Annotated in this window: 24 protein-coding genes; 20 read left to right on the top strand and 4 right to left on the bottom strand. The window is 41.8% G+C overall.

The features are described 5' to 3' along the window. Positions 1 to 11: 11 nt before the first annotated feature. Both lhaT and ypjB read left to right on the top strand, forming a co-directional pair. Positions 12 to 605, top strand: coding sequence for a lipoprotein heptaprenylglyceryl N-acetyltransferase LhaT (lhaT, locus tag ACSLGF_RS01855; protein ID WP_456001935.1), 594 nt, complete (start codon positions 12 to 14; stop codon positions 603 to 605). A 65-nt stretch (positions 606 to 670) separates the two neighbouring features. Then, positions 671 to 1474: a sporulation protein YpjB gene (ypjB, locus tag ACSLGF_RS01850; RefSeq protein WP_099728070.1), complete on the top strand. Its 804-nt coding sequence runs from the start codon at positions 671 to 673 to the stop codon at positions 1472 to 1474. Positions 1475 to 1505: 31 nt separating this feature from the next. On the opposite strand, the gene ACSLGF_RS01845 is transcribed toward ypjB, so the two are convergent. Beyond that, the gene (locus tag ACSLGF_RS01845) at positions 1506 to 2378 is read right to left on the bottom strand and encodes a YitT family protein (protein WP_003215598.1); all 873 of its coding nucleotides are present in this window, start codon (positions 2376 to 2378) and stop codon (positions 1506 to 1508) included. A gap of 137 nt (positions 2379 to 2515) precedes the next feature. On the opposite strand from ACSLGF_RS01845, the gene ACSLGF_RS01840 reads away from it, so the two are divergent. The 17 genes from ACSLGF_RS01840 to ACSLGF_RS01760 all read left to right on the top strand — a co-directional run bounded on the left by ACSLGF_RS01840 (position 2516) and on the right by ACSLGF_RS01760 (position 17859). Further along, complete coding sequence (locus ACSLGF_RS01840; protein ID WP_008344575.1) at positions 2516 to 2851, top strand: nucleotide pyrophosphohydrolase; 336 nt, start codon at positions 2516 to 2518, stop codon at positions 2849 to 2851. Positions 2852 to 2856: 5 nt separating this feature from the next. Continuing rightward, positions 2857 to 3660: a 4-hydroxy-tetrahydrodipicolinate reductase gene (gene dapB / locus ACSLGF_RS01835; RefSeq protein WP_456001931.1), complete on the top strand. Its 804-nt coding sequence runs from the start codon at positions 2857 to 2859 to the stop codon at positions 3658 to 3660. A gap of 17 nt (positions 3661 to 3677) precedes the next feature. Continuing rightward, complete coding sequence (gene mgsA, locus ACSLGF_RS01830; protein ID WP_456001928.1) at positions 3678 to 4097, top strand: methylglyoxal synthase; 420 nt, start codon at positions 3678 to 3680, stop codon at positions 4095 to 4097. Continuing rightward, positions 4084 to 4788: a bacillithiol biosynthesis deacetylase BshB1 gene (gene bshB1, locus ACSLGF_RS01825; RefSeq protein ID WP_456001925.1), complete on the top strand. Its 705-nt coding sequence runs from the start codon at positions 4084 to 4086 to the stop codon at positions 4786 to 4788. Before mgsA ends, bshB1 begins: the two co-directional genes overlap by 14 nt. A gap of 2 nt (positions 4789 to 4790) precedes the next feature. Then, on the top strand, positions 4791 to 5936 hold the full coding sequence (bshA, locus tag ACSLGF_RS01820) for an N-acetyl-alpha-D-glucosaminyl L-malate synthase BshA (protein WP_456001922.1): 1146 nt from the start codon (positions 4791 to 4793) through the stop codon (positions 5934 to 5936). Beyond that, positions 5929 to 7131, top strand: a complete 1203-nt coding sequence (locus tag ACSLGF_RS01815; protein ID WP_456001919.1) for a CCA tRNA nucleotidyltransferase — start codon at positions 5929 to 5931, stop codon at positions 7129 to 7131. Before bshA ends, ACSLGF_RS01815 begins: the two co-directional genes overlap by 8 nt. Beyond that, positions 7104 to 8078 carry a biotin--[acetyl-CoA-carboxylase] ligase gene (locus ACSLGF_RS01810; RefSeq protein WP_456001916.1) on the top strand — a complete coding sequence of 325 codons (975 nt, stop codon included), beginning with the start codon at positions 7104 to 7106 and terminating at the stop codon, positions 8076 to 8078. Before ACSLGF_RS01815 ends, ACSLGF_RS01810 begins: the two co-directional genes overlap by 28 nt. 207 nt (positions 8079 to 8285) lie before the next feature. Then, the gene (gene panB, locus ACSLGF_RS01805) at positions 8286 to 9125 is read left to right on the top strand and encodes a 3-methyl-2-oxobutanoate hydroxymethyltransferase (RefSeq protein WP_230030320.1); all 840 of its coding nucleotides are present in this window, start codon (positions 8286 to 8288) and stop codon (positions 9123 to 9125) included. After that, positions 9122 to 9988 carry a pantoate--beta-alanine ligase gene (panC, locus tag ACSLGF_RS01800; protein ID WP_456001913.1) on the top strand — a complete coding sequence of 289 codons (867 nt, stop codon included), beginning with the start codon at positions 9122 to 9124 and terminating at the stop codon, positions 9986 to 9988. Before panB ends, panC begins: the two co-directional genes overlap by 4 nt. Next, positions 9981 to 10364, top strand: a complete 384-nt coding sequence (gene panD / locus ACSLGF_RS01795; protein ID WP_034318975.1) for an aspartate 1-decarboxylase — start codon at positions 9981 to 9983, stop codon at positions 10362 to 10364. Before panC ends, panD begins: the two co-directional genes overlap by 8 nt. 113 nt (positions 10365 to 10477) lie before the next feature. Then, positions 10478 to 13270, top strand: a complete 2793-nt coding sequence (gene dinG, locus ACSLGF_RS01790; protein ID WP_456001910.1) for an ATP-dependent DNA helicase DinG — start codon at positions 10478 to 10480, stop codon at positions 13268 to 13270. A 327-nt stretch (positions 13271 to 13597) separates the two neighbouring features. Further along, complete coding sequence (locus ACSLGF_RS01785) at positions 13598 to 13768, top strand: YpmA family protein (RefSeq protein WP_003215469.1); 171 nt, start codon at positions 13598 to 13600, stop codon at positions 13766 to 13768. A gap of 12 nt (positions 13769 to 13780) precedes the next feature. After that, entirely contained in the window at positions 13781 to 14266 is a 486-nt protein-coding gene (tseB, locus tag ACSLGF_RS01780; RefSeq protein ID WP_456001907.1) for a cell wall elongation/penicillin-binding protein regulator TseB, read from the top strand. Between the two features lie 115 nt (positions 14267 to 14381). Beyond that, a complete protein-coding gene (asnS, locus tag ACSLGF_RS01775) occupies positions 14382 to 15674 on the top strand; it encodes an asparagine--tRNA ligase (RefSeq protein ID WP_456001904.1) in 1293 nt (430 codons plus the stop codon). A 294-nt stretch (positions 15675 to 15968) separates the two neighbouring features. Then, entirely contained in the window at positions 15969 to 16673 is a 705-nt protein-coding gene (locus ACSLGF_RS01770; RefSeq protein WP_456001901.1) for a DnaD domain-containing protein, read from the top strand. A gap of 17 nt (positions 16674 to 16690) precedes the next feature. Then, positions 16691 to 17353: an endonuclease III gene (gene nth / locus ACSLGF_RS01765; protein ID WP_456001898.1), complete on the top strand. Its 663-nt coding sequence runs from the start codon at positions 16691 to 16693 to the stop codon at positions 17351 to 17353. Further along, the gene (locus ACSLGF_RS01760) at positions 17350 to 17859 is read left to right on the top strand and encodes a YpoC family protein (RefSeq protein WP_456001895.1); all 510 of its coding nucleotides are present in this window, start codon (positions 17350 to 17352) and stop codon (positions 17857 to 17859) included. The genes nth and ACSLGF_RS01760 overlap by 4 nt, the downstream gene beginning before the upstream one ends. A 35-nt stretch (positions 17860 to 17894) precedes the next feature. Here the strand turns inward: ACSLGF_RS01760 and ACSLGF_RS01755 are convergent, their stop codons facing one another. After that, entirely contained in the window at positions 17895 to 20588 is a 2694-nt protein-coding gene (locus tag ACSLGF_RS01755; RefSeq protein WP_456001892.1) for a PBP1A family penicillin-binding protein, read from the bottom strand. Between the two features lie 19 nt (positions 20589 to 20607). Then, complete coding sequence (gene recU / locus ACSLGF_RS01750; RefSeq protein WP_456002501.1) at positions 20608 to 21243, bottom strand: Holliday junction resolvase RecU; 636 nt, start codon at positions 21241 to 21243, stop codon at positions 20608 to 20610. 46 nt (positions 21244 to 21289) lie between these two features. Between recU and ACSLGF_RS01745 the strand changes: the two genes are divergently transcribed. Next, positions 21290 to 22246 (top strand): DUF2515 domain-containing protein, encoded by a 957-nt coding sequence (locus ACSLGF_RS01745; RefSeq protein WP_456001889.1) that lies wholly within the window; start codon positions 21290 to 21292, stop codon positions 22244 to 22246. Positions 22247 to 22268: 22 nt separating this feature from the next. Here the strand turns inward: ACSLGF_RS01745 and sspM are convergent, their stop codons facing one another. After that, positions 22269 to 22373, bottom strand: coding sequence for an acid-soluble spore protein SspM (gene sspM, locus ACSLGF_RS01740; protein ID WP_012010346.1), 105 nt, complete (start codon positions 22371 to 22373; stop codon positions 22269 to 22271). Between the last annotated feature and the right edge of the window lie 150 nt (positions 22374 to 22523).

The raw sequence follows: 22523 nt of genomic DNA, 5'->3' as shown, positions 1-22523 counted from the left end.
TGAAGAGAAATATGAGATGGATTCAATATCTGCTAGCCACGCGCTACATGCTTGTACTGGTGCTTATTGTCAATTTCCTTGGCACTGTGTACGGCTACTATTGGTATATTCCTCAGCTCGTAGAGACACCGGCTATCTTTTTAGCTTTTGTTCCAGACAGCCCAACGGCAAGTTTTTTCTTTTTATTTGTATTACTTGCGTTTCTGATGAAACGTCACGCCCCTTATTTTGAAGCACTTGCTCTTGTGACCTTGATCAAATATGGTTTATGGGCTGTAGGAATGAATATCTTCGTGCTTTTATCTGTTGATGACTTTCCGTGGGAAGGATACATGCTCATTGGGTCTCACTTTGCGATGGCGGTTCAGGCCGTATTATTTGCGCCTTATTATCGTTTTCACATGCGCCATTTGGTTGTAGCTGGCATATGGATTTTACATAATGATGTGATTGATTATGTATTTGGTATGATGCCGCGGTATTCTATGCTTTCTGCATATTCGAATGAGATTGGGTATGTCACGTTTTGGTTGAGTATCGCTGTTCTTCTTGTTTCGTATTATCTCGTCCTATCGAAAAAATCGGTCAAGCTTGAACTCCCTTAACAATGTTGGTCTAACCTTGTCCTTTTCTTCATACGCTGTATGGAAAAGGGCTAGGAGGGACTTGCATGAAACGAAAGCCAATCGCGATGATTCTATTATTTTTTCTCGTATTACATCCAGCTGTAGCTAAAGGTGAGGAAACAGCCGCTAAAGCGCTGCAAGAATTAACGGAGCTATCAGATTCAATCTTTCAATTAACGAGACAAGCTAAATATGATGAGGCATTACAGGTCGCATTGTATGTTGAAAAGACATTTAAAGCTGAGAATTGGCGTGGAACTTTGACGAATACACAGGTTCGGCAAATTACCCTTGGCTATCAAGATATCATTAAAGGGCTCCCGCAGGAAGAATTGAATGAGCGCGAAAAGCTTCGTTATGCTTCTCAGTTTAGAATGCTGATCGATGCGATTCAATCGGATTCTGAACCTCTTTGGGGTTCGCTGGAGAAGCCCATTATGGGGTCTTTTCCTACTTTGAAAAAGGAAGTGGAAGATCCAGAATCCACAACGTTCTATGAAACTTGGAATGAGCTGGTTTCTTTATACGATATGATTTATCCGAGTTTAACCATCGATATTTCGCCTGAAAAGCTTCAAACGATTAAGCAGCACATGGAAGTGATCGAACAAGGTGGATTTTTAAAAGCTTCGAGTGGGACAAAGCTTGAGCGTCTCACAAAGCTGGAAGAGGATTTATCGAGTGTATTTGCTAACGTCGATCAAGATGAAGCGGATCCATCGCTTTTATGGGTCATCTTAACAACAGGCAGTATGATTTTACTCACTTTAACGTATGTTGGATTTCGGAAATACCGTGCTGAAAAAGAGAAGAAACAAAAGCGGCAGGCTGATTATCCAAAATCATGAAAAAAGAAGCACCATTTTTGGGCTTCTTTTTTTAATGGGGATTGAGCGGCTTTTTGTGTTCATCTAATGTGAAGCCTTCACCAAGTACGTCATGCACGTCACTCACTGATACAAACGCATGAGGATCAACTGAGGTGACGACGCTTTTGAGGTGGACAAGCTCATTTTTTGGAACGACACAATAAAGAACATTGCGTTCCTGTTTCGTATAGGAACCGACACCTTTTAAAATGGTCACACCGCGTTCCATTTCTTCCGTGATTTTCTTTTGAATGATGTCATCCTTTTCAGAAATAATCATTGCCCCTTTGGCTGCGTAAGCGCCTTCTTGCATGAAGTCGATAACTTTTGCAGCAACAAACACTGCGACGAGGGTATACATGGCTTCTTTGTAATTTAAATAGGTGAGAGAGATGGTAATGACGCATGCGTCGAAGATAAACATCGTTCTTCCCATAGCTACCTGATAATGTTTGTTGATCAGTCTTGCGATAATGTCCACGCCGCCTGTTGTACCGCCGAATTTAAAGATGATCCCGAGGCCTGTTCCGATAAACACACCTGCAAAGAGTGCGGCTAAGGCTAAATCGTGCTGCAGAGGCATATGTATTTGAAAGCGCTGGAAGATGGCAAGGAAGACAGAAAGACTGACGGTTCCTACAATTGTATAAGTAAACATGGTTCTGCCGAGCATTTTCCAGCCGATAAAAAAGATCGGAATGTTTAAGACAAGGTTTGAAATGGATGGGTCAATGTGAAATAGAAAATATAAAAGCAGTGTAATACCTGTAAATCCGCCTTCCGCCAAGTTGTTCTGCATATTAAAATGAACAAGACCGAAAGAAAAAATCGCAGATCCTATTAAAATAAAGACGATATTTTTAAGACGAATTTCTTTTAGCAAAAGATCACTCCTTTTTTTGCTTAGACAGCGATAATATTATATGGTATGGGAGACAAACAAGCAAACTGAGTTTTAAACATTTGTCAAATATTTATGATTTCGCTAACATGTAAGAGACGGATAGGAGGATGAGCTTCATGACGAATGAAAAAACGCTGCGTCACGTGCAGCAAGAAGTAGATGATTACATAGGACAATTTAAAGAAGGCTATTTCAGCCCGCTTGCGATGATGGCCCGTCTGACTGAAGAATTAGGCGAGCTGGCAAGAGAGGTTAACCATTATTATGGAGAGAAGCCGAAAAAAACAACCGAAACGGAAAAAAGCATGGAAGAAGAAATTGGTGATGTATTGTTTGTGTTAACATGCCTGGCCAATTCACTCAATATATCACTTGAAGAAGCTCATGATCGTGTGATGCATAAATTTAATACTAGAGACAAAGACCGCTGGACGAAAAAAGAAGGGAAGTAGAGACGATGACGAACCAAACCATCAAAGTAGTAATCGCTGGAGCAAGAGGAAGAATGGGGATAGAGGCTGTCAAGCTGGCAGAAGAAACAAGCCATTTTGAGCTAGTGGCAGCACTTGATCACGCGCACGAAGGAAAAAAGTTATCTGACGTGATTCATACGGCATCTGATGCGCCAATTTATACAGATATTGATGTGTGTCTTTCAGAGACAGCACCTGATGTATTAATTGATCTGACGACACCAGAAATCGGGAAAGTACATACAAAAAAAGCACTTGAACATGGCGTGCGTCCAGTCGTAGGCACAACTGGTTTTTCAGAAGCTGACCTGAAAGAGCTTCAGCAATTAACAGAAGAAAAGGGCATAGGCTGTATTATTGCGCCCAACTTTGCTGTCGGTGCCGTTTTAATGATGAAGTTTGCCAAAATGGCAGCGAATTACTTTCCTGACGTTGAAATCATTGAGCTTCATCATGATAAAAAATTGGATGCCCCGAGCGGTACTGGGTTAAAAACGGCTGAAATGATTGCAGAAGTAAGAGAAAGCAAAAAGCAGGGACATCCAGAAGAAAAAGAATTAATTGAAGGCGCACGAGGAGCAGATTATGATGGCATCCGTCTGCACAGTGTAAGGCTTCCAGGTATGATTGCACATCAAGAAGTGCTGTTTGGGATGGACGGACAGACTTTGACCATTCGTCACGATTCTTATAACCGTGCATCATTTATGTCAGGTGTGAAGCTTTCAGTAGAACAGGTCATGCACATTGATCAACTTGTCTATGGCTTAGAAAATATCATCGACTAATAAGGAGTGAATTCCTGATGAACATTGCTTTAATCGCTCACGATAAGAAAAAAAGTGACATGATTCAGTTCGTCATTGCGTACTGTGATATTTTGGAAGATCATACACTTTATGCAACAGGGACAACAGGTTTGAGAGTGAAAGAAGCGACGGGGCTTCCCATTCATCGTTTCCAATCAGGACCACTTGGAGGAGATCAGCAGATTGGTGCCTTGATTGCTGATAATGCAATGGATCTTGTGCTCTTTTTTAGAGACCCGCTAACTGCGCAGCCGCATGAACCGGATGTATCTGCACTTATACGGCTTTGCGATGTGTATGCCATTCCATTAGCCACCAATATGGGTACAGCGGAAATTTTAGTCAGGAATTTAAATAAAGGTACGTTTGACTTTCGAGATGTAGCAAAAAACGGAGGAACAAATGAAACGACTTGATATCCTTGCATTCGGTGCCCATAGCGATGATGTTGAAATCGGAATGGGCGGAACGATTGCAAAATACGTAAAAAAAGGGGCGCGTGTCGGAATTTGCGACTTGACCCAGGCTGAATTATCATCGAATGGAACGGTAGAGAGCCGCAAAGAAGAGGCAAAAGCAGCCGCCGCCATTTTAGGCGTGGCGACTCGAATTCAGCTCACGCTGCCAGATAGAGGGCTCTACCTGAATGACGAAGCGATGAAGGAAATTGCGGGCGTCATTCGAACATACAAACCAACACTTATTTTTGCTCCGCACTACCAAGATCGACATCCTGATCATGGTCATGCGGGTTTACTTGTAGAAGAGGCGGCTTTTTCTGCAGGTATACATAAATTTGAAGATTCATACAAGCAGCCAGCACATAAAATAAGCCAGATGTATTATTACATGATTAACGGCCATCATCGTCCAGATTTTGTGATCGATATTTCTAGTGAGATGCACCAAAAAATCGATAGCTTACATGCGTATCAAAGCCAATTTGTCAAATCGCCAAATTCAGTGGAGACACCTCTTGTGAATGGTTATATTGATTTTGTCAAAATGAGAGAGTCTATGTATGGAAGGGAAGTCAATAAAGCTTATGCAGAAGGGTTTTTGACAAAGAAACCACTTTTGATGGATGATGACTTACTTGGGGGGTAATTATGAAAAAACTGAAGATCGGAATCACTTGTTACCCAAGTGTTGGCGGTTCGGGCATTATTGCCACAGAGCTTGGAAAACGTTTAGCTGAAAAAGGGCACGATGTTCATTTCATTACCTCAAGCATTCCGTTTAGACTCAATAAAGTGTATCCGAATATTTATTTTCATGAGGTGGATGTCAATCAATATGCTGTTTTTCAATATCCACCTTATGACCTTGCACTAGCAAGTAAATTGGCGGAAGTCGCAAAACGAGAGAAGCTCGATATTATTCACGCGCATTATGCGGTCCCGCACGCCGTCTGTGCGTTCTTAGCCCAGCAAATGACGGGACACACAGTGAAAGTCGTTACCACGCTTCACGGGACAGATATTACGGTTTTAGGCTATGATCCATCATTAAAGGAAGTGATTCGGTTTGCCATCGAATCATCGGATCGCGTAACAGCTGTGTCGCATTCATTAGCTGCACAGACGTATGATCTGATTAAACCGGATAAAAAAATCGATACGATCCATAATTTCGTCGATGAGCGTGTGTATTTGCGTGAAGATCACGAAGTGCTGAAGAAACATTATGGTCTCATGCAGGACGAAAAGGTCATCATCCATGTATCGAACTTCCGAAAGGTAAAGCGTGTGCATGATGTGATTCATGTCTTTAAAAAGATTTCTGACCAGGTGGATGCAAAGCTGCTGCTTATTGGCGATGGTCCTGAAAAGTCGGTCGTATGCGAACTCGTGAAAAAGCTGGGACTAACTGACCGCGTGTTGTTTTTAGGAAAGCAAGAGAAGGTAGAGGAGCTTTATTCAATTAGTGATTTGAAGCTGCTGCTTTCTGAGAAGGAGAGCTTTGGGCTTGTCCTTCTTGAAGCAATGGCCTGCGGTGTCCCTTGTATAGCCACAGATGTTGGCGGAATTCCAGAGGTCATTGCACATGGAGAGACAGGATTTCTTGTCCCGCTCGGCGATATAGACGGAGCAGCAAATCATGCGGTGTCGTTACTCAAAGACAAAGCGCTCCATGAGCAAGTGTCAATGGCAGCCCAGTCTAGTGTTCAGACCAATTTCTCTTCTGAAAAAATTGTGAGAGAATATGAAGCGCTTTACCTAGAATTGATCGAAGGTGATGATGAAGATGAATGAACCATTCACACATGCGATCCCTATTTTACATACACTGCACGAACATGGTTATCAGGCTTACTTTGTCGGCGGAGCGGTGAGAGATGTTCTTTTAGGTCGAGAAATCGGGGATATCGATATTGCGACAGATGCAACGCCTGATACGGTGGAGTCTTTATTTGAAAAAACAGTTGATGTTGGCAAGGAGCACGGCACAGTTATTGTTTTACATGATGGGGTCAGCTATGAGGTCACTACGTTTCGAACTGAATCAGAATATGAAGATTTTCGCAGACCTAAAGAAGTGGAGTTTATCACATCATTGAAGGAAGATCTTTTAAGAAGAGATTTAACGATCAACGCGATGGCCATGGATATAAATGGCGAGATCATTGACCATGTAGGGGGTAAACAGGATATTGAGCGGAAACGAATTCAAACCGTTGGCGATCCGGCTTGCCGCTTTGAAGAAGATGCGCTACGCATGATGAGAGCCGTCCGTTTTTTAAGCCAGCTCGGTTTTGAGCTCGCTGCTGAGACGGCTGATGCGATGAAAAAAGATAAGCATCTGCTTGCTAACATATCTGTTGAGCGCAAAAAGATTGAAATGGAGAAACTTTTAAAAGGGCGCTATTGTGAGCAGGCCATCAAGGCTCTCATTTCAACCAAATTGTATGAAGAATTGCCAGGCCTCCAAAAGGATAGGCTCAATGAATCTTTCCAAGCATTCCCGTATTATTTACTGGATGGACTAGAAGAGGTATGGGGCGCTTTCATTCATTTGCTTCGTCTAGATGAGACGGAGGCTGTGTCCCTCTTAAAAGAATGGAAGCTGTCAACGAAGCTTTTGAAAGAGTCGATTGCCATTAGCAAATATGTCGATTGTGACTGGGATGCGGAGAAGATGTTTGAAGCTGGTGAACATGTGCTATTATCTAGTTTGAAAATCACGCAGTTAAAACATGAGCGCCGCATTTTCTTTGACGAGCTGGAGGCGGCGAAGCATTCATACGATGCGCTGCCTATTAAAAAGCTCCAAGACCTTGCTGTTTCAGGAAAAGATTTAATGGCCTTTCGGCAGAAGGCATCAGGTAAATGGATTGCGGAAGAGCTTCATGTCGTGAAAAAAGCGGTTCTGCAAAACCGTTTGGAAAACCGAAAAGAAGCCATAGAGGAGTGGCTCATAGCATGCGATCAGCAATTAGAAAACGATTAATTGAACTATTTACAACATCTGATCAAGATTTTGTCTCGAGTCAGCAAATATGTGATGAGCTTGGCTGCTCCCGAACGGCTGTATGGAAGCATATAGAGGATTTGCGAAAAGAGGGCTATGAGGTAGAAGCCGTCAGGAGAAAAGGATACCGCCTGCTTCGTAAACCGGACAAAATTAGTGAGGATGAAATTCTTTTTGGTCTGGAAACAGAGGGTTTTGGCAGGCACATTTACTTTCAAGAAGAAGTCGCTTCAACTCAGCTGATTGCCCATGACCTTGTAAATGAAGGAGCGCCCCACGGCACGCTTGTTGTCAGTGATCATCAGACAAGCGGAAAAGGGCGCCTTCAAAGAATGTGGCATTCACCAAATGGGACAGGCATTTGGATGAGTTTGATCATCCGGCCTGAAATTCCGCTGCACAAAACGCCGCAAATGACGCTTTTAGCATCTGTAGCCATCACAGAAGCAATCGCACATCAAACAGGACTCAGTCCATCAATTAAATGGCCAAATGATATTCTGTTAAACGGAAAAAAAGTTGTTGGCATTCTAACTGAATTAAAAGCAGAAGCTGACCAGGTTCACGCGGTGATTATTGGTCCAGGCATTAATGTGAACCAAACAGCTGATGACTTTCCTGATGAATTAAAGGATATCGCCACAAGTTTGCGAATGGAACTGAATGAAAAAGTAGATCGAGCTGCACTGATTCAAAACATCATGTCCACCTTTGAAAAAAGGTATGACGATTATATGAAGCATGGATTTGCCCCGATCAAACAATTATGGGAATCGTTTGCGATGACCATCGGTAAACGTATTGTCGCACGCACCGTCAATGGGCAATATAATGGAACGGCACTCGGAATCAATGATGAAGGTGTCTTATTACTGGAAACGACGGACGGTATCCAAAAAATCTATTCCGCAGACATAGAGATGTAGTCAACTTAAGTGGAACACCCGGTACATTTTTGATATACTTCGTGTGGGCAGTATCTGTAAAAGAACTGTACCTGTTAGGAAGAAAAATTTGATCAATTTCTGCCTTGATCCTAAGGGACTTGGACAGAGGGATGATTCGCCGCGCATGAGAGAAAAGAACATGTGATGCGAGGCAAGCCATCTCCTCTCCAGAATGAGGAGGAACAAATGAAGACAAAACTAGATTTTTTCAAAATGAAAGAACAAAACGAACCTATTGTGATGCTGACAGCATACGACTATCCAGCTGCAAAACAAGCGGAAAAAGCGGAAGTCGACATGATCTTAGTTGGTGACTCACTTGGGATGGTTGTACTTGGTCTTGATTCCACAGTACAAGTCACGATGGATGATATGATCCATCACACAAAAGCAGTCAAAAGAGGCGCAAAAGACACATTTATTGTGACCGATATGCCATTTATGTCTTATCATTATTCATTAGAAGAAACGATGAAGAATGCAGCACGGATGATGCAAGAAAGCGGTACTGATGCCTTAAAGCTAGAAGGCGGAGATGGTGTGTTTGAATCCATTCAGGCTTTAACAAGAGGCGGAATTCCTGTTGTCAGTCATTTAGGCCTCACACCTCAATCAGTTGGTGTGCTTGGCGGGTATAAAGTACAGGGGAAAGACCACGAGAGTGCTCAAAAATTGATTGAAGATAGCCTGAAATGTGAGGAAGCAGGTGCAATTGCACTTGTGCTAGAATGCGTACCTGGTGAATTGACAAAACGCATTAGCGACATGCTGAAGATCCCTGTCATTGGAATTGGTGCAGGAGCTGAGGCAGACGGACAAGTTCTCGTTTACCATGATGTGGTAGGATACGGGGTGTCTAGAACACCTAAATTTGTGAAACAATACGCGCAAATTGATGCTGTACTAGAAGAAGCGCTCATTCAATATACGAAAGAAGTAAAAGCACGTACATTTCCAGAGGACACGCACACATTTCATATCAAAGAAGAAGTCCTTGATGGTTTATATGGGGGAATCAAAAAATGAACGTTGTCACCCATATTCATGAGCTAAAAGAACTGATCAAGCAGCATCAAGAAAAGCAGTATTCCATTGGCTTTGTACCAACGATGGGCTTCCTTCATGAAGGGCATCTGACTTTGGCAAAAGAGGCAAGAGTTCAAAATGACATCGTGGTGATGAGCATTTTTGTCAATCCTTTGCAATTTGGACCGAACGAAGACTTTGAATCGTATCCAAGGGATATCAAAAGAGATCAGCGCCTTGCAGAAGAAGCAGGAGTGGATATTTTATTTACACCTGATGTGAAGGAAATGTATCAAAATGAACCATCAATTACGATGACGGTTCAAAAACGGACAGATGTCTTATGCGGGAAGAAACGCCCAGGGCATTTTGACGGCGTTGTCACTGTGCTCACAAAGCTATTTCATCTTGTTTCACCAACAAATGTATACTTTGGTCTAAAGGATGCACAGCAAGTCGCTGTGATCGATGCGATGATCAAGGATTTCTTCTTCGATCTTCACCTTGTGTCTGTTCCAACGGTTCGAGAAGAAGACGGTTTAGCAAAAAGCTCAAGGAATGTCTATTTGTCTGAAACAGAAAGACAAGAAGCACCCGCTCTATACCGGGCATTAAAAAAAGGACAGGCAGCTGTTGAAAAAGGTGAACGTGATTTACATCGTATGTATCAGATGGTTGAAGAGATGCTTCTTCAAACAAGTGGAGAAATTGATTATATTGAGATCTACTCATATCCAGAACTAGAACCACTTGAACAACTAGCAGGTAAGGTCATTATTGCGATTGCAGTGAAATTCTCACGCGCAAGACTGATTGATAATGTGATTTTCCATGTTCCTGAAAGCGGTGAAAAACATGTATAGAACCTTTATGACCTCTAAACTCCATAAAGCGACTGTGACAGAAGCAAACTTACATTATGTAGGCAGTATTACAATCGATGAAGATTTACTTGATGCGGCAGGCATGATGGCAAATGAGAAAGTGCAAATTGTCAATAATCACAATGGAGCGAGACTTGAAACATATATTATTCCTGGTGAAAGAAAAAGCGGTGTCATCTGTCTAAATGGTGCGGCAGCGAGATTGGTTCAGCCAGGGGATGAAGTCATCATTATCGCTTATGGGATGTTGTCAGATGAAGAAGCAAAGACACATACACCCAAAGTGGTCGTGTTAAATAAACAAAATCAAATTGAACAAATGATTGGGCAAGAGCCTGCGAGAACGATTTTATAACGCACGCTACACGGAAACAGGACAGTTTCATGAAAAGAAGCTGTTCTGTTTCAGTGATATTGCCCAGAGCGTGTTTCACTTCGAGTGGAACGAGGAATTGAGGTGTCCATTTTATGACCGATCAAAGGTTTGTTGTCGTTGATATTGAAACCACCGGGAATTCACCAAAGAAGGGTGATAAAATCATTCAAATGGCTGCGGTGGTCATTGAAAATGGACAAATTGTCGAACGGTATTCAAAATATGTGAACCCAGGGAAGGCGATCCCCGGATTTATTGAACAGCTGACAGGCATTCAGCAGCACATGGTTGACGATGCGGTGTTTTTTGAGGATATTGCCCAAGAGGTGTATGACCTCATACATGGCGCTTATTTTGTTGCGCACAATGTTCATTTTGACTTGAACTTTTTAAATGATGAACTAAAAGCATGCGGAAAAAATGAGCTGGATGTGCTAGCGATTGATACGGTTGAGATTTCTAGAATTCTTTATCCTGAGCTTGAAGGTTACAAGTTAACTGAATTAAGTGAAGAGCTCATGCTTCCACATGACCACCCGCACCGAGCGGATAGTGATGCGGAAGTTACTGCCATGTTATTTTTAACCTTGTTACACCAATTAAAACATACACCGCCAAATGTGTTAAAGCAGCTGCGCAGATTATCCTCATATCTTTTAAGTGATATTGGACTTTTAATTAAGCAGCTTGAAACGAGTCATTCTAGTCAGGAAGATTCTTTGGTGGAAGTCGGTTCTTTTGCTGTAAAAGATGTGACCAATCGCACAAATGATACGACACATTCAGTAGGCGCAGACGACGAAAAGCTGTTTGAGGAGATAAAAGAGAAGCTTCCGCAAACGTTAGAAGGCTATGAAGTAAGAGAAGGCCAGCTCACGATGATGAATAAAGTCAGAGACGTGTTTTATGAAAGGGCCTACGCTTTAATTGAAGCGGCACCAGGAATCGGGAAAACACTAGCTTACCTCATTCCAGCTGCTTTAGAGGCAAAGAAATCAGGAAAACCTGTCATTATTAGTACATATTCCATTCTTTTGCAGCAGCAAATGCTTCAGCGTGATGTGCCGCTTTTAAATCAATTGCTCCCATTTGAGCCAGCTGCCTGTGTATTCAAAGGACGAGCACATTATATTTGTTTAGATAAGTTTGAGCATGTACTCCATGAGGAAGATGATAACTATGATGTTGTTTTAACAAAAGCGCAAATATTAATGTGGCTCCTTGTAACAGAGACGGGTGATTTATCTGAACTGAATTTACCGTCAGGTGCTGCAAACATAAAAGATCGAATTTCCTGTGTGCACATGCCGTTTACATCGAAAAAGCGTCGCTTTAAAGAATATTGCTTTTATGAACGCGCCAAAAGAAGAGCAAAAACAGCTGATTTAATTTTAACGAATCACCGCCTGCTCTTATCACAAACCGAGGCATCGTCTATCTTTCAGCATGCAGACGTCTATGTGATTGACGAAGCCCATCAATTTGAGAAAACAGCCAATGAAACACTAGGGGACAATGCGTCTTATATCCAGCTTCATGCGAAATTAACGCAGCTTGGCTCCTTACAAGGCGGACTGTTAAAGAAACTGAAAAAGAGATTTCACGGTGCAGGTTTATCAACAGATACCTTTATCGAAATGGATGAATATCTCAATCAGCTTCAAATGGAAAGTGACGCTTTCTTTAGCACAGTGCATTCTTTTGTCAAAAGGACAAAACCAAAAGCAGACATCAATCGTCTCATTTATAGAGTACGTCATCATTCAAAGCATGCTCAGTGGAAACGGATTAAAGAGACAGCGAGTAAGCTTTGTTCCTTGTTAATTGCTTGTGAGAAGCTGTATGAGCAGCAAAAAAACGAGCTTCTTCAAAAAAGTGATCAGCTGACAGAACACTTTGCCTTTGAAGCAGAGGAATACGATCAAGTCATGTCGTTTATGCATACATTTTGCAGTACGCTGTACCGGTTTATTTTTGAACCGAAAAACGATGAAACGGTTTGGATTGAGATTGATGCAAAGGGTGCCAAAAATGCTGTCTTTATGCATGCACAGCCGCTAGATACAGGGGAGCTTTTGGCTGATCGATTTTTTATGAACAAAAAAAGTGTGGTCCTCACATCAGGAACACTCACAGTCAACCATCGCTTTGATTATTGCTTAGAGCGATTTGGCCTGCAAGATTTTTACCCGCACCTTGTCCAAATTGATTCACCTTTTGAACTTGAAAAACAGCTCAAGGTTGTTGTACCGGCTGACATGCCGCCAATTACAAACCGTGATGAACGAGACTATGTGAAGCAGGCGGCAGGATATATTAAAATCATGGAAAAGCAGCATGAAGCGAAAATATTGGTCTTATTTAATTCACATGAAATGTTAAAAGCAGTGTATGAAGAGCTGAAAACAGGAGGCATGCAATCTGCCCTGTTTGCTCAAGGTCTGACAGGTGGAAGCCCTGTGAAATTGACGAAAATGTTCAAATTAGCAAAGCAAGCGGTTTTACTTGGTACGGGTAGTTTTTGGGAAGGAGTCGATTTTCCAGGTTCTGAGCTGACGACTGTCATTATGGCACGTCTTCCTTTCCGGCCGCCTGATTCACCGCTCATTGAAGCAAAATGCGATGCCGCTAAAAAACAAGGGAAGAATCCGTTTAAAGCCGTTGCTCTCCCAGAAGCTGTCTTAACCTTCAAGCAAGGCGCAGGACGCTTGCTTCGCTCTGAAAAGGACATAGGTACATTGCTGATCTTAGACCGCCGAGTGAAAACCGCTTCATATGGAAAACTCTTTTTAGAATCACTTCCTCATGCGCCTGTCCATGAGATGTCAAAGGAATCACTTGCGGCGTATATAGAGAAGCTAAACAACGAAAAGCCGCTGTCATAAGCGGCCCAGCGTGTAGACAAACCCTCGCATTCTTTGTCAGTCCTGCGTTCCGGTGCTCACGAATGTCAAATTCGCTCCGCGCCAGTACTCGTCCTTCCTAGACTGCAAAGGTTTTCAATCACGCTGAAAAGAAGACAAAGGGCTAAAATAAAGTTCATTTTAGCCCTTTGTCAACAATCTGAGCCGCTGTCATAAGCGGCCTTTAGCTGGTGTGGGTTTGGAGTAAATTTATCGTAACGGCTTTTTGTGTTCCGTTGTAAAAATAGTATCGGTTCCCGCGCAGAAAAGTATGACTAACAATATTTACGTACCGAGGAGGAATTAGAAGTGGAAAGTAAAATAGAGGTACTTTCAACTGTTCACATTAAGCATTCAGAAGACCTATATAAAATCGTTGATTTGTTGAACAGAACGCTGAAAAGAGAAGATCTGATGTTTGGGTTAGCATTAGATCAAGAAGATCAAAATCAAGCGATATTTACAATATATCGCACATAGGGGAAGCTTGACATGAAAAGAATAGTCTGGATTATTTCGTCCGCTGCGGCTCTCGTTTTACTTATTGGCATCATCAGTTTTGCATGGATTTATCAGATTGCCATGGGGCAAAAAGAACAAGGTCATGAGGCAGCGATTGAACGAGCAAAAGAACAAGCAAAAATAGTACAAGTCGAGCAAGTGGAAACCTTTGTAGGGAAAGAAAAACAATTTATTGTTGAAGGGAAAAACAAACAAAATGAAACGACCTATGTTTGGGTACCTGCCAGCAAAAAAGAAAAAGTGATCGAAAAAAAAGCAAAAGAAGGCATTACCTCAAACCAAGCAGTACAGGCCGTTCAAAAGGAGAACACCGTTTCTAAGGTAAAGGACGTCAAATTAGCAAGAGAAGGTGACGTACTCCTTTGGGAAGTGACGTACTTAAATGAGAACAACCAATATAGCTTCAGCTATGTCGATTTTACAACAGGACGAGTGGAAAAAAATTTAACGCCGTAGTTTCTCCTGTCTTGCGTTGACCATGCTGATTTAGAACGGTTATAATAAAATGTATGAAAAAAGAATCACACCTATTAAAAAGGTGAGTTTCTTTCTGGCTTTGGAGGGAAATATGTTGAAAACAACTATTAATCAAGTGTTCAAACATGTCGATGAAGAAGTAACAATCGGCGCATGGATTGCCAATAAACGTTCAAGCGGAAAAATTGCATTCTTGCAGCTGCGTGACGGGACAGGCTTTATTCAAGGAGTCGTTGTAAAAGCAGAAGTGGAAGAGGATGTCTTTAAGCTTGCGAAATCAGTTACACAAGAAACATCTGTCTATGTGACAGGACAAGTGACAAAAGACGAGCGTTCACCACTTGGTTTTGAATTACAAGTCAAATCCATTGAAGTGATTCACGAAGCAACTGATTACCCAATTACACCAAAAGAGCATGGGACAGAATTCTTAATGGATCACCGTCATTTATGGCTTCGTTCAAAAAAACAGCATGCCATTATGAAAATCCGTAACGAAATTATTCGTGCTACATATGAGTTTTTCCATCAAGAAGGCTTCGTGAAAGTGGATCCGCCCATTTTAACAGGAAGTGCACCTGAAGGAACAACTGAGCTGTTTGCTACTCAATATTTTGATGAAGATGCGTACCTTTCTCAAAGTGGACAGCTTTACATGGAAGCTGCTGCGATGGCACTCGGAAAAGTCTTCTCATTTGGCCCAACATTTAGAGCTGAAAAATCTAAAACAAAACGCCATTTAATCGAGTTTTGGATGATCGAGCCTGAGATGGCTTTTGTAGAATTTAATGAAAACCTTGAGTATCAAGAAAATTATGTGTCTCACGTTGTTCAAAGTGTACTCGAAAACTGTAAAGTGGAGCTGCACACACTTGGCCGTGATACAGCTAAATTAGAAAATATCAAAGCACCGTTCCCGCGCATCACTTATGATGAAGCGGTCAAATTCTTACAGGATAAAGGATTTGATGATATTGAATGGGGAGATGACTTCGGAGCGCCTCATGAAACAGCAATCGCCGAAAGCTATGATAAACCAGTGTTTATCACTCATTACCCAACTTCATTAAAACCGTTTTATATGCAGCCAGCACCAGACCGTGATGATGTAGTCCTTTGTGCAGACTTAATTGCACCAGAAGGCTACGGAGAGATTATCGGCGGCTCTGAGCGTGTTCATGATCTTGAGCTGCTTGAAGCAAGACTAAAAGAACACGGGTTAGATCAAGGAACTTACAAATGGTACACAGAATTAAGACAATACGGTTCTGTCCCGCATTCAGGTTTTGGTCTTGGACTTGAACGAACAGTTGCTTGGATTAGCGGAGCGCCGCATGTGCGTGAAACCATTCCATTCCCAAGATTATTAAACCGTTTATATCCTTAAGACGTAAAGCCTCCAACATATGGAGGCTTCAGCGTGTAGACAAACCCTCGCATTCTTTGTCAGTCCTGCGTGCCGGTGCTCACGAATGTCAAATTCGCTCCGCTCCAGTACTCGTCCTTCCTAGACTGCAAAGGTTTTCTATCACGCTGAAAAGAAGACAAAGAGCTAAAATAAAGATCATTTTAGCCCTTTGTCAACAATCTAAAGCCTCCAACATATGGAGGCTTTTTCAAACGTCTTTTCCGAGGGCACGTGATTAAAACGTGATATACTTAAAGTGAAGAGGTGTATCCGATGAATAGGCAGCAATTTATTAATATGCAGCAAATGGGTTCGACAAGTTTGCCTAATTTGCTGATTGCTCATTATGAGCAGTTAGGACTGAATGAATCACAAATGATGGTGATGCTAAAGATTAAAATGAATGAAGAACAAGGCGTTTTCTTTCAAACATTTGAAGAGCTTTCTCAGGGCATGACCATTTCTGCTGAAGAGTGTGCGTATATGGTGCAGCATTTAATCCAAAAGGGGTTTATTTCGATTCAGCCGTTTGAAGACAGGTCAGGTATTCAGCATGACCGGTACTCAGTAGAGCCTTTATGGGGCGTGCTGTATGACTTTTTAGAAGCAAAACAGGCGAAAGAAGCACAAAAGAATCATGTGCAGGCTGAAAAGTCTTTATATGCACTATTTGAAGATGAATTCGGCAGACCGCTGTCTCCTCTTGAAGGAGAAACACTCTCTATCTGGATGGATCAAGACCATCATGATGCGGCGATGATTCGTTTAGCACTTAGAGAAGCGGTTTTATCAGGGAAATTAAATTTCCGTTATATCGATCGAATTTTATTTGAGTGGAAAAAGAAAGGGCTGAAAACAGCGGAAGAAGCGAAAGAGCATAGCCAGCATTTCCGTTCACAGCAAAAAGCCACACCTTCAAAAGAAGAGACTTCATCTTATAAACGACAAGTTCCTTTTTATAATTGGCTGGAACAATAACCAATAAAGGAGAAGGCATGTTATCAAAAAAACAAATTAATGAGTGTTTAGATATTATAGGAGATATGTTTCCAGAGGCTGAGTGTGAGCTTGTTCATTCAAATCCGTTTGAACTTGTGATCGCTGTCGCACTCTCCGCTCAATGTACAGACGTACTTGTGAACAAAGTGACCAAAAATTTATTTCAAAAATATAAAACACCAGAAGACTATTTAAGTGTACCGCTTGAAGAATTGCAGCAAGATATTCGCTCAATTGGCCTTTATCGGAATAAGGCGAAAAATATTCAAAAGTTGAGCAAAATGCTGATTGAAGAATATGACGGTGAAGTGCCAAAGGACCGGGACGAGCTTGTCAAGCTTCCTGGGGTCGGCCGAAAAACAGCAAATGTCGTCGTATCTGTCGCTTTTGGAGTGCCGGCCATTGCTGTAGACACACATGTAGAACGAGTCAGCAAGCGCTTAGGAATCTGCCGCTGGAAGGATTCTGTTCTTGAAGTAGAGCAAACCTTAATGAAAAAGGTGCCAAAAGAAGATTGGTCTGTGACGCATCACCGCCTGATCTTTTTTGGCAGGTATCATTGCAAGGCGCAGCGGCCGCAGTGCGAGTCCTGTCCGCTTCTTGATATGTGTAGAGAAGGGCAGAAAAGGCTGAAAAAAGGACTGGTGAAGCTGGCATGAGCGGATCAGCTGTATTCACCTCATATGTCGAAAAGCTAAAAGAGAAAAAGATAGAGATAAAAGGGGAAAGAATGGATATACTTAGAGCCAATCCACTCGCATTTGACCTCTCTTTAGAGCCTTTAACAGGCGAGCTTCCGTGGCAGAAAACAGAAGAATTTGTTCCTGTGATGTTCGAACTGTGGAATGAATTAAAAGAAAAAATGCTTCCTCGTTTTCAAACAAGAAAATCCCGCTGTGAAGAGGATGATATGCTGCAAGGAATCGTCAGTATGGTTGCGATGTTTTACTGGATCAAAGGGGAGAGGCTTCAAACGCTCGAATGGGAAGACATCAAACAAGAGACATTTCCTGTTGCTCCTATTAATTGGACGGAACGATTAGAGTTCATTTTGTTGAAGCCTACTCAATATCACTGCTTTATTCAACTAGATGAGCTGTATACAGAACTAAAAAAACAGTATGGAAAATACGAAGCACTCAAAAAGTTAAGACAACAACGTTAAAGAAGCACTTGCCTCATATGGCAAGTGCTTTTTCGTTATTCGTCTTCTTTTCTAGAAGTAGAATTTGACTGGGTATTTGAGCTTTGAGAATGGGTTTTCTCGTCATCTTTCTTTTTATCTTTATTGGCATCATTCTGTGAGCTGCTGTTCCCATTTGTACTGTCTGAGCCATCATTGGAACCGTTATTGCCGTTTTCCGTATTTCCGCCTTGATCTTGATCTTTTTTATCATCTGGCTTCTGCTCATCAGTGCCTGGGTTTTGATTTTTGTTATCGTCAGTCTGATCTGTCTGTTCATCACCAGGCTGCTGCGGCTCTTCTTCTTTGTTCTCATCATCCGCTTTTTCTTCCTCATCTTCGTCATCTTTAATGGTGAGGAAGGTAGAAGCCGCTTTACTTGTGACATCCTCTACAGTCGCTGTCACTTGGAACTTATATGTGGAGCCAGGCTTCACACCAGAGATGACCGCTTCTTTAGCAGAACTGTTTTGAATTTCTTTATAGCCGCCGTCATCGACAGCCTGCTTCACATTAAATGTGGCATCTGCGTCGTCATCATAGCCCCAAGTCAGTGTGATGGATTTTTTCTCCTCATCATACACCGCTTTTAAGTCAGATGGTTTATCGGCTTCTTTTTTCTCATATGTGTCAGACACTTTTGTTGGAACAGTTCCTTTCACGAAGTATTCTGTTGTCTTCTTGTCACTTGGTGTATTTGGTCCGGCTAATTTTGCTGGATCTGATCCTTTTTCAATGGTCGCTTCAACAACGCTGTCTGGTTTTTCAAATGAGCCGCTTCCATCATCAATTTGAGAAATTAATCGCTGGAAGACGATTTTGGCAACGCGCTGCTCATAATTTGTGAGCCACATTTTGCCGTCCGCATCTTTTGAGTTACCGATTCCGGTCCAAACAGCTGCTGTGTATTGCGGCGTATAACCGACAAACCACGAATCTTTCGCACCGCCAGAAGGGATATTGTATTTATTCATATCATCTTGTGTAAAGTTGGTTGTACCTGTTTTACCAGCTACTTGAACGTTCGGTACTTGTGCAAGTGTACCTGTTCCAGATTGTACAGCTGTTTTCAGCATATCAGTGATCATAAATGCTGTGTAATCACTCATTGCCGCTTTAGAATCTGGCGTAAGGTCAAGCTTTGTTCCGTCATTAAATTCAACAGACGTGACAGCGTGCGGTTCATTATAGTACCCGTTATTACCGAATGCACTAAATGCACCAGCCATCTTTAGGGAAGAGACACCTTCGTCAAATCCACCGATTGAGTAGGACTCTGGAATATCAGACGGTAAGTCCATGCCTAAATGATTGGCGAATTGAACAGCATTATCTGTGCCTGCTTCTTGGAATGCTTTTAGGGCAGGGATGTTTCGTGATTGTGCCAAAGCACTTCTCATCGACATTTTCCCTAAATGTTTTTTGTCAAAGTTATTAATCGGTGTACCGTTTGAGTACGTATACGGTGCATCATCAATTTGCTGATACGTTGACCATTTTTTGTTTTCAATGACTGGACCGTAATCTAAAATCGGTTTGATTGTTGAACCTGGCTGGCGTTTTGCATCAGTCGCATAGTTAAAGCCGCCGGCTGGTACATCACGTCCACCGCCAATGGCGCGAATTTCACCATTTTTCGTATCAAGCAGGGTGACACCCGCCTGCATGCCTTTCGTAAATCCAGCAGCATCTCCATTGATGATATCATCTAGGTGATCCTGTGCTTTTCGATCAAGTGATGTATAGATTTTTAATCCATCTGTTGATACATCAACTTTGGCTTTTTTCTGTACTTCTTCCATGACTTCTTCAATGTAAGCAGAGTACTTACTTGAGTTTTGGCTCTTATATTTATCAGCTGAGACGACGGTCTTGCTGACAGGGGTTGCTTTTGCATCCTCATAGTCTTTCTCTGAAATGTAGCCTTGTTTTTTCATGAGGCCTAAAACGATATTACGGCGTTTTTCCGCTGCCTCAGGATTTTTCACTGGGTTATAGGCAGAAGGACTCTGCGGCATACCTGCAAGTGTGGCAGCCTGTGCAACGGTTAGTTTATTTAAATCTGTGACACCGAAAAATTGTTCAGCCGCTTTTCCAACGCCATAAGCCTGAGGCGTGAAGAAAATACGGTTTAAATACATTTCTAAAATTTCATCTTTAGAATATTTTTGCTCAAGCTGAATCGAGAGCCATACTTCTTGTACTTTCCGTTTTAACGTCTTCTGATTGTTAAGAAGGGTGTTTTTCACAACCTGCTGTGTAATCGTACTTCCACCCTCAGCTCCAAAGCCGTCCTCGACGTTTGCGACAAGGGCACCGCCAATACGGATTGGATCAATCCCGTGGTGTTTATAAAAACGTGCATCTTCAGTCGCAATAAACGCTTCTTTTACCACATCGGGTATATCTTTAATCGAGACATACGTTCTTTTTTCCGCACCAACTTCTGCAAACACTTTTTTGTCTTTATCATAAAGTTTTGAAGAATACGGTGTTTTGAGCTTACTATCATCAATAGAAGGAGCGCTTGATGCAAAAACGGCAAAAGTTGTGATTACGGCAACTAAACAAAGAAGACCGATCACGAGTAAAGATAAAAATATTTTTTTAAATAGACCTGCTTTCTTTTTGCCTTTTTTGTTCTTTTGCTTCTTATTGTTTTCTTGACTTGCTTTACGTCGCTGTTCACGACTTGTAAATTGATCAGACATCACATCTCAACCTTTCGTGTTAAACCTTTTTCGAACGTAAATATTGCTCACTTTCATCCGAAAAATGAAGTGTCTCCACTACTTTAATATAATCAATTCTTGGCGAATATCCAAGTGTCATTAAGTGGCCAGCTTCCATTAATTCCTCTTTGCTAATGGATTTACGGCCATTTTGCTTCTGGCGTTCCCAAAAGAAGAAGAGGTCAGAAGCGGACAAATAATAAACGGAGCCAAATGCGGATATAATAACAAAACAAATACCGCCTTGCTTTTCAACCTGTTTCATATGCTCAATTTGATGCTCGTGGAAATTTTTGAGCGGAAACGAGGTTGCGCTTTTGGTTTCTTTTGCTTCAAAGTCGATATAGCGCCCTTTATACACCCCGTTATAGTCTGTTGTGGATGATTGTTTAAAGTAGGCTTCTTTGATGACAGCAGCGCTTCTTTTCGGATAATCCACATTTACAATTTGAACTGGGGTAGGCTTTTTATGAATGACTGCGATCCCGTTGACCAAATAGTACTGGTTGGTTTCATTTAAGTCAGCTTCAAGCGTCATCCCGCGATTACTATAAGAGGATTCGCCGCTAATTCTTTTTTTTGTCCCAATTTGTTGAATGGGCTGATACGATTTTCCGTTTGGATACCGAATCATCAAGTTTCAGCCTCCTTTTAATGCATTTTGTATTGGAGAGATCACCATGTTGTCACAAGAAGAGCACATCATTACTCAGCATATTTTACGAGAAACGAAAGCGAAAAATAAGGACAACCTGACGAGGACAAATGCTTACAAGCGCTTTTATGACCGCCATCCAGAAATGAAATGGTCACTGCTTGCTTCCTTTGTATCGAGAAATGCTGGTTGGTCCATGACGGATTTAAAGGGCGAGCTCTTTCATCCAGGTTTAACTGATCAGCAGGGACACCTTTTTTTCACAGCATATGAAAGAGCGAATTGGCTGATCTTTTCAGATGCTTACCCGCAGCTTCTCTTGTATGAATGGTCAAAGCGTTGCAGCAAACCTTTATTTCATCTGTTGCCATATTTTTGCGTGTCTCGTTTTATGAGCGCTGAGTGGGAACGTTTTTGGCTAAAGCGTGACACAGAGCGCCTGCTTTATGCACTCATCATAAATGAACAATATACTATACAATCTCCTATTATACAAAATCCTCTTCTGAAAAAGAATGTTTTTCACTCGATTCAATATCTTTTCAGCGAGTGGGGACATTTTCAAACCGTCGTTTTTCCAACGGTGGACGGGCATTTGTACGGGTTAACCATACGAAAGTTTTCCCATGTAAAGGAGCGCATTACATTAGGAAAAAAACTAGCGAAACTATTATTTCGAGCCGATTTATTTTCGGATTTTTATCATTTTTTGCATACCGTTCCTCATACGGGGTCCCGGTTTGATTTTGAACCGTTTTTAGGGATCGCTAGAAGGTCAACACCTTTTCTTCGAACGGTTTATCCGGTGATGACACATTCATTAGACGATCAACGGGAAGATTGGTTTCAAAGGAAATTGAATCCAGCCTTATTCGATGCAGAACCGTTACCAAAACAAATCGAGCTGACCGACTGGTATTTCCATAAAAAAAGGCAGCTTCGTTTTCTTTTCTCATTAGAGCACTATTTTCTGCATAAATAAAAAGCAGGGGGTACCTGCTTTTTTACGTGGATGGACGATTAGGGCCGCCGAGCTTTTTATCAAGCTGATCTGTACTGTTTTCTTTCCCTTTCGGCTTTTGCTCTTTTGGTGCTGGCTGCTTTTTCATGAAATCTACCTCCTTTGTCCTTAGAATTTACAGAATGGGACGCAATCATACAAAGAAGGACAAGCACATGTCGAAAATGAAGAAATAGCGCTCATCTTCACTTAGATTGGCGATTTGCTTCTAGTTTTGTCATGTGTGAAGGAGGGTGTG

This window comes from Bacillus sp. A015, assembly GCF_053851875.1.
This window is presented reverse-complemented; position numbering and strand designations above follow the sequence as displayed.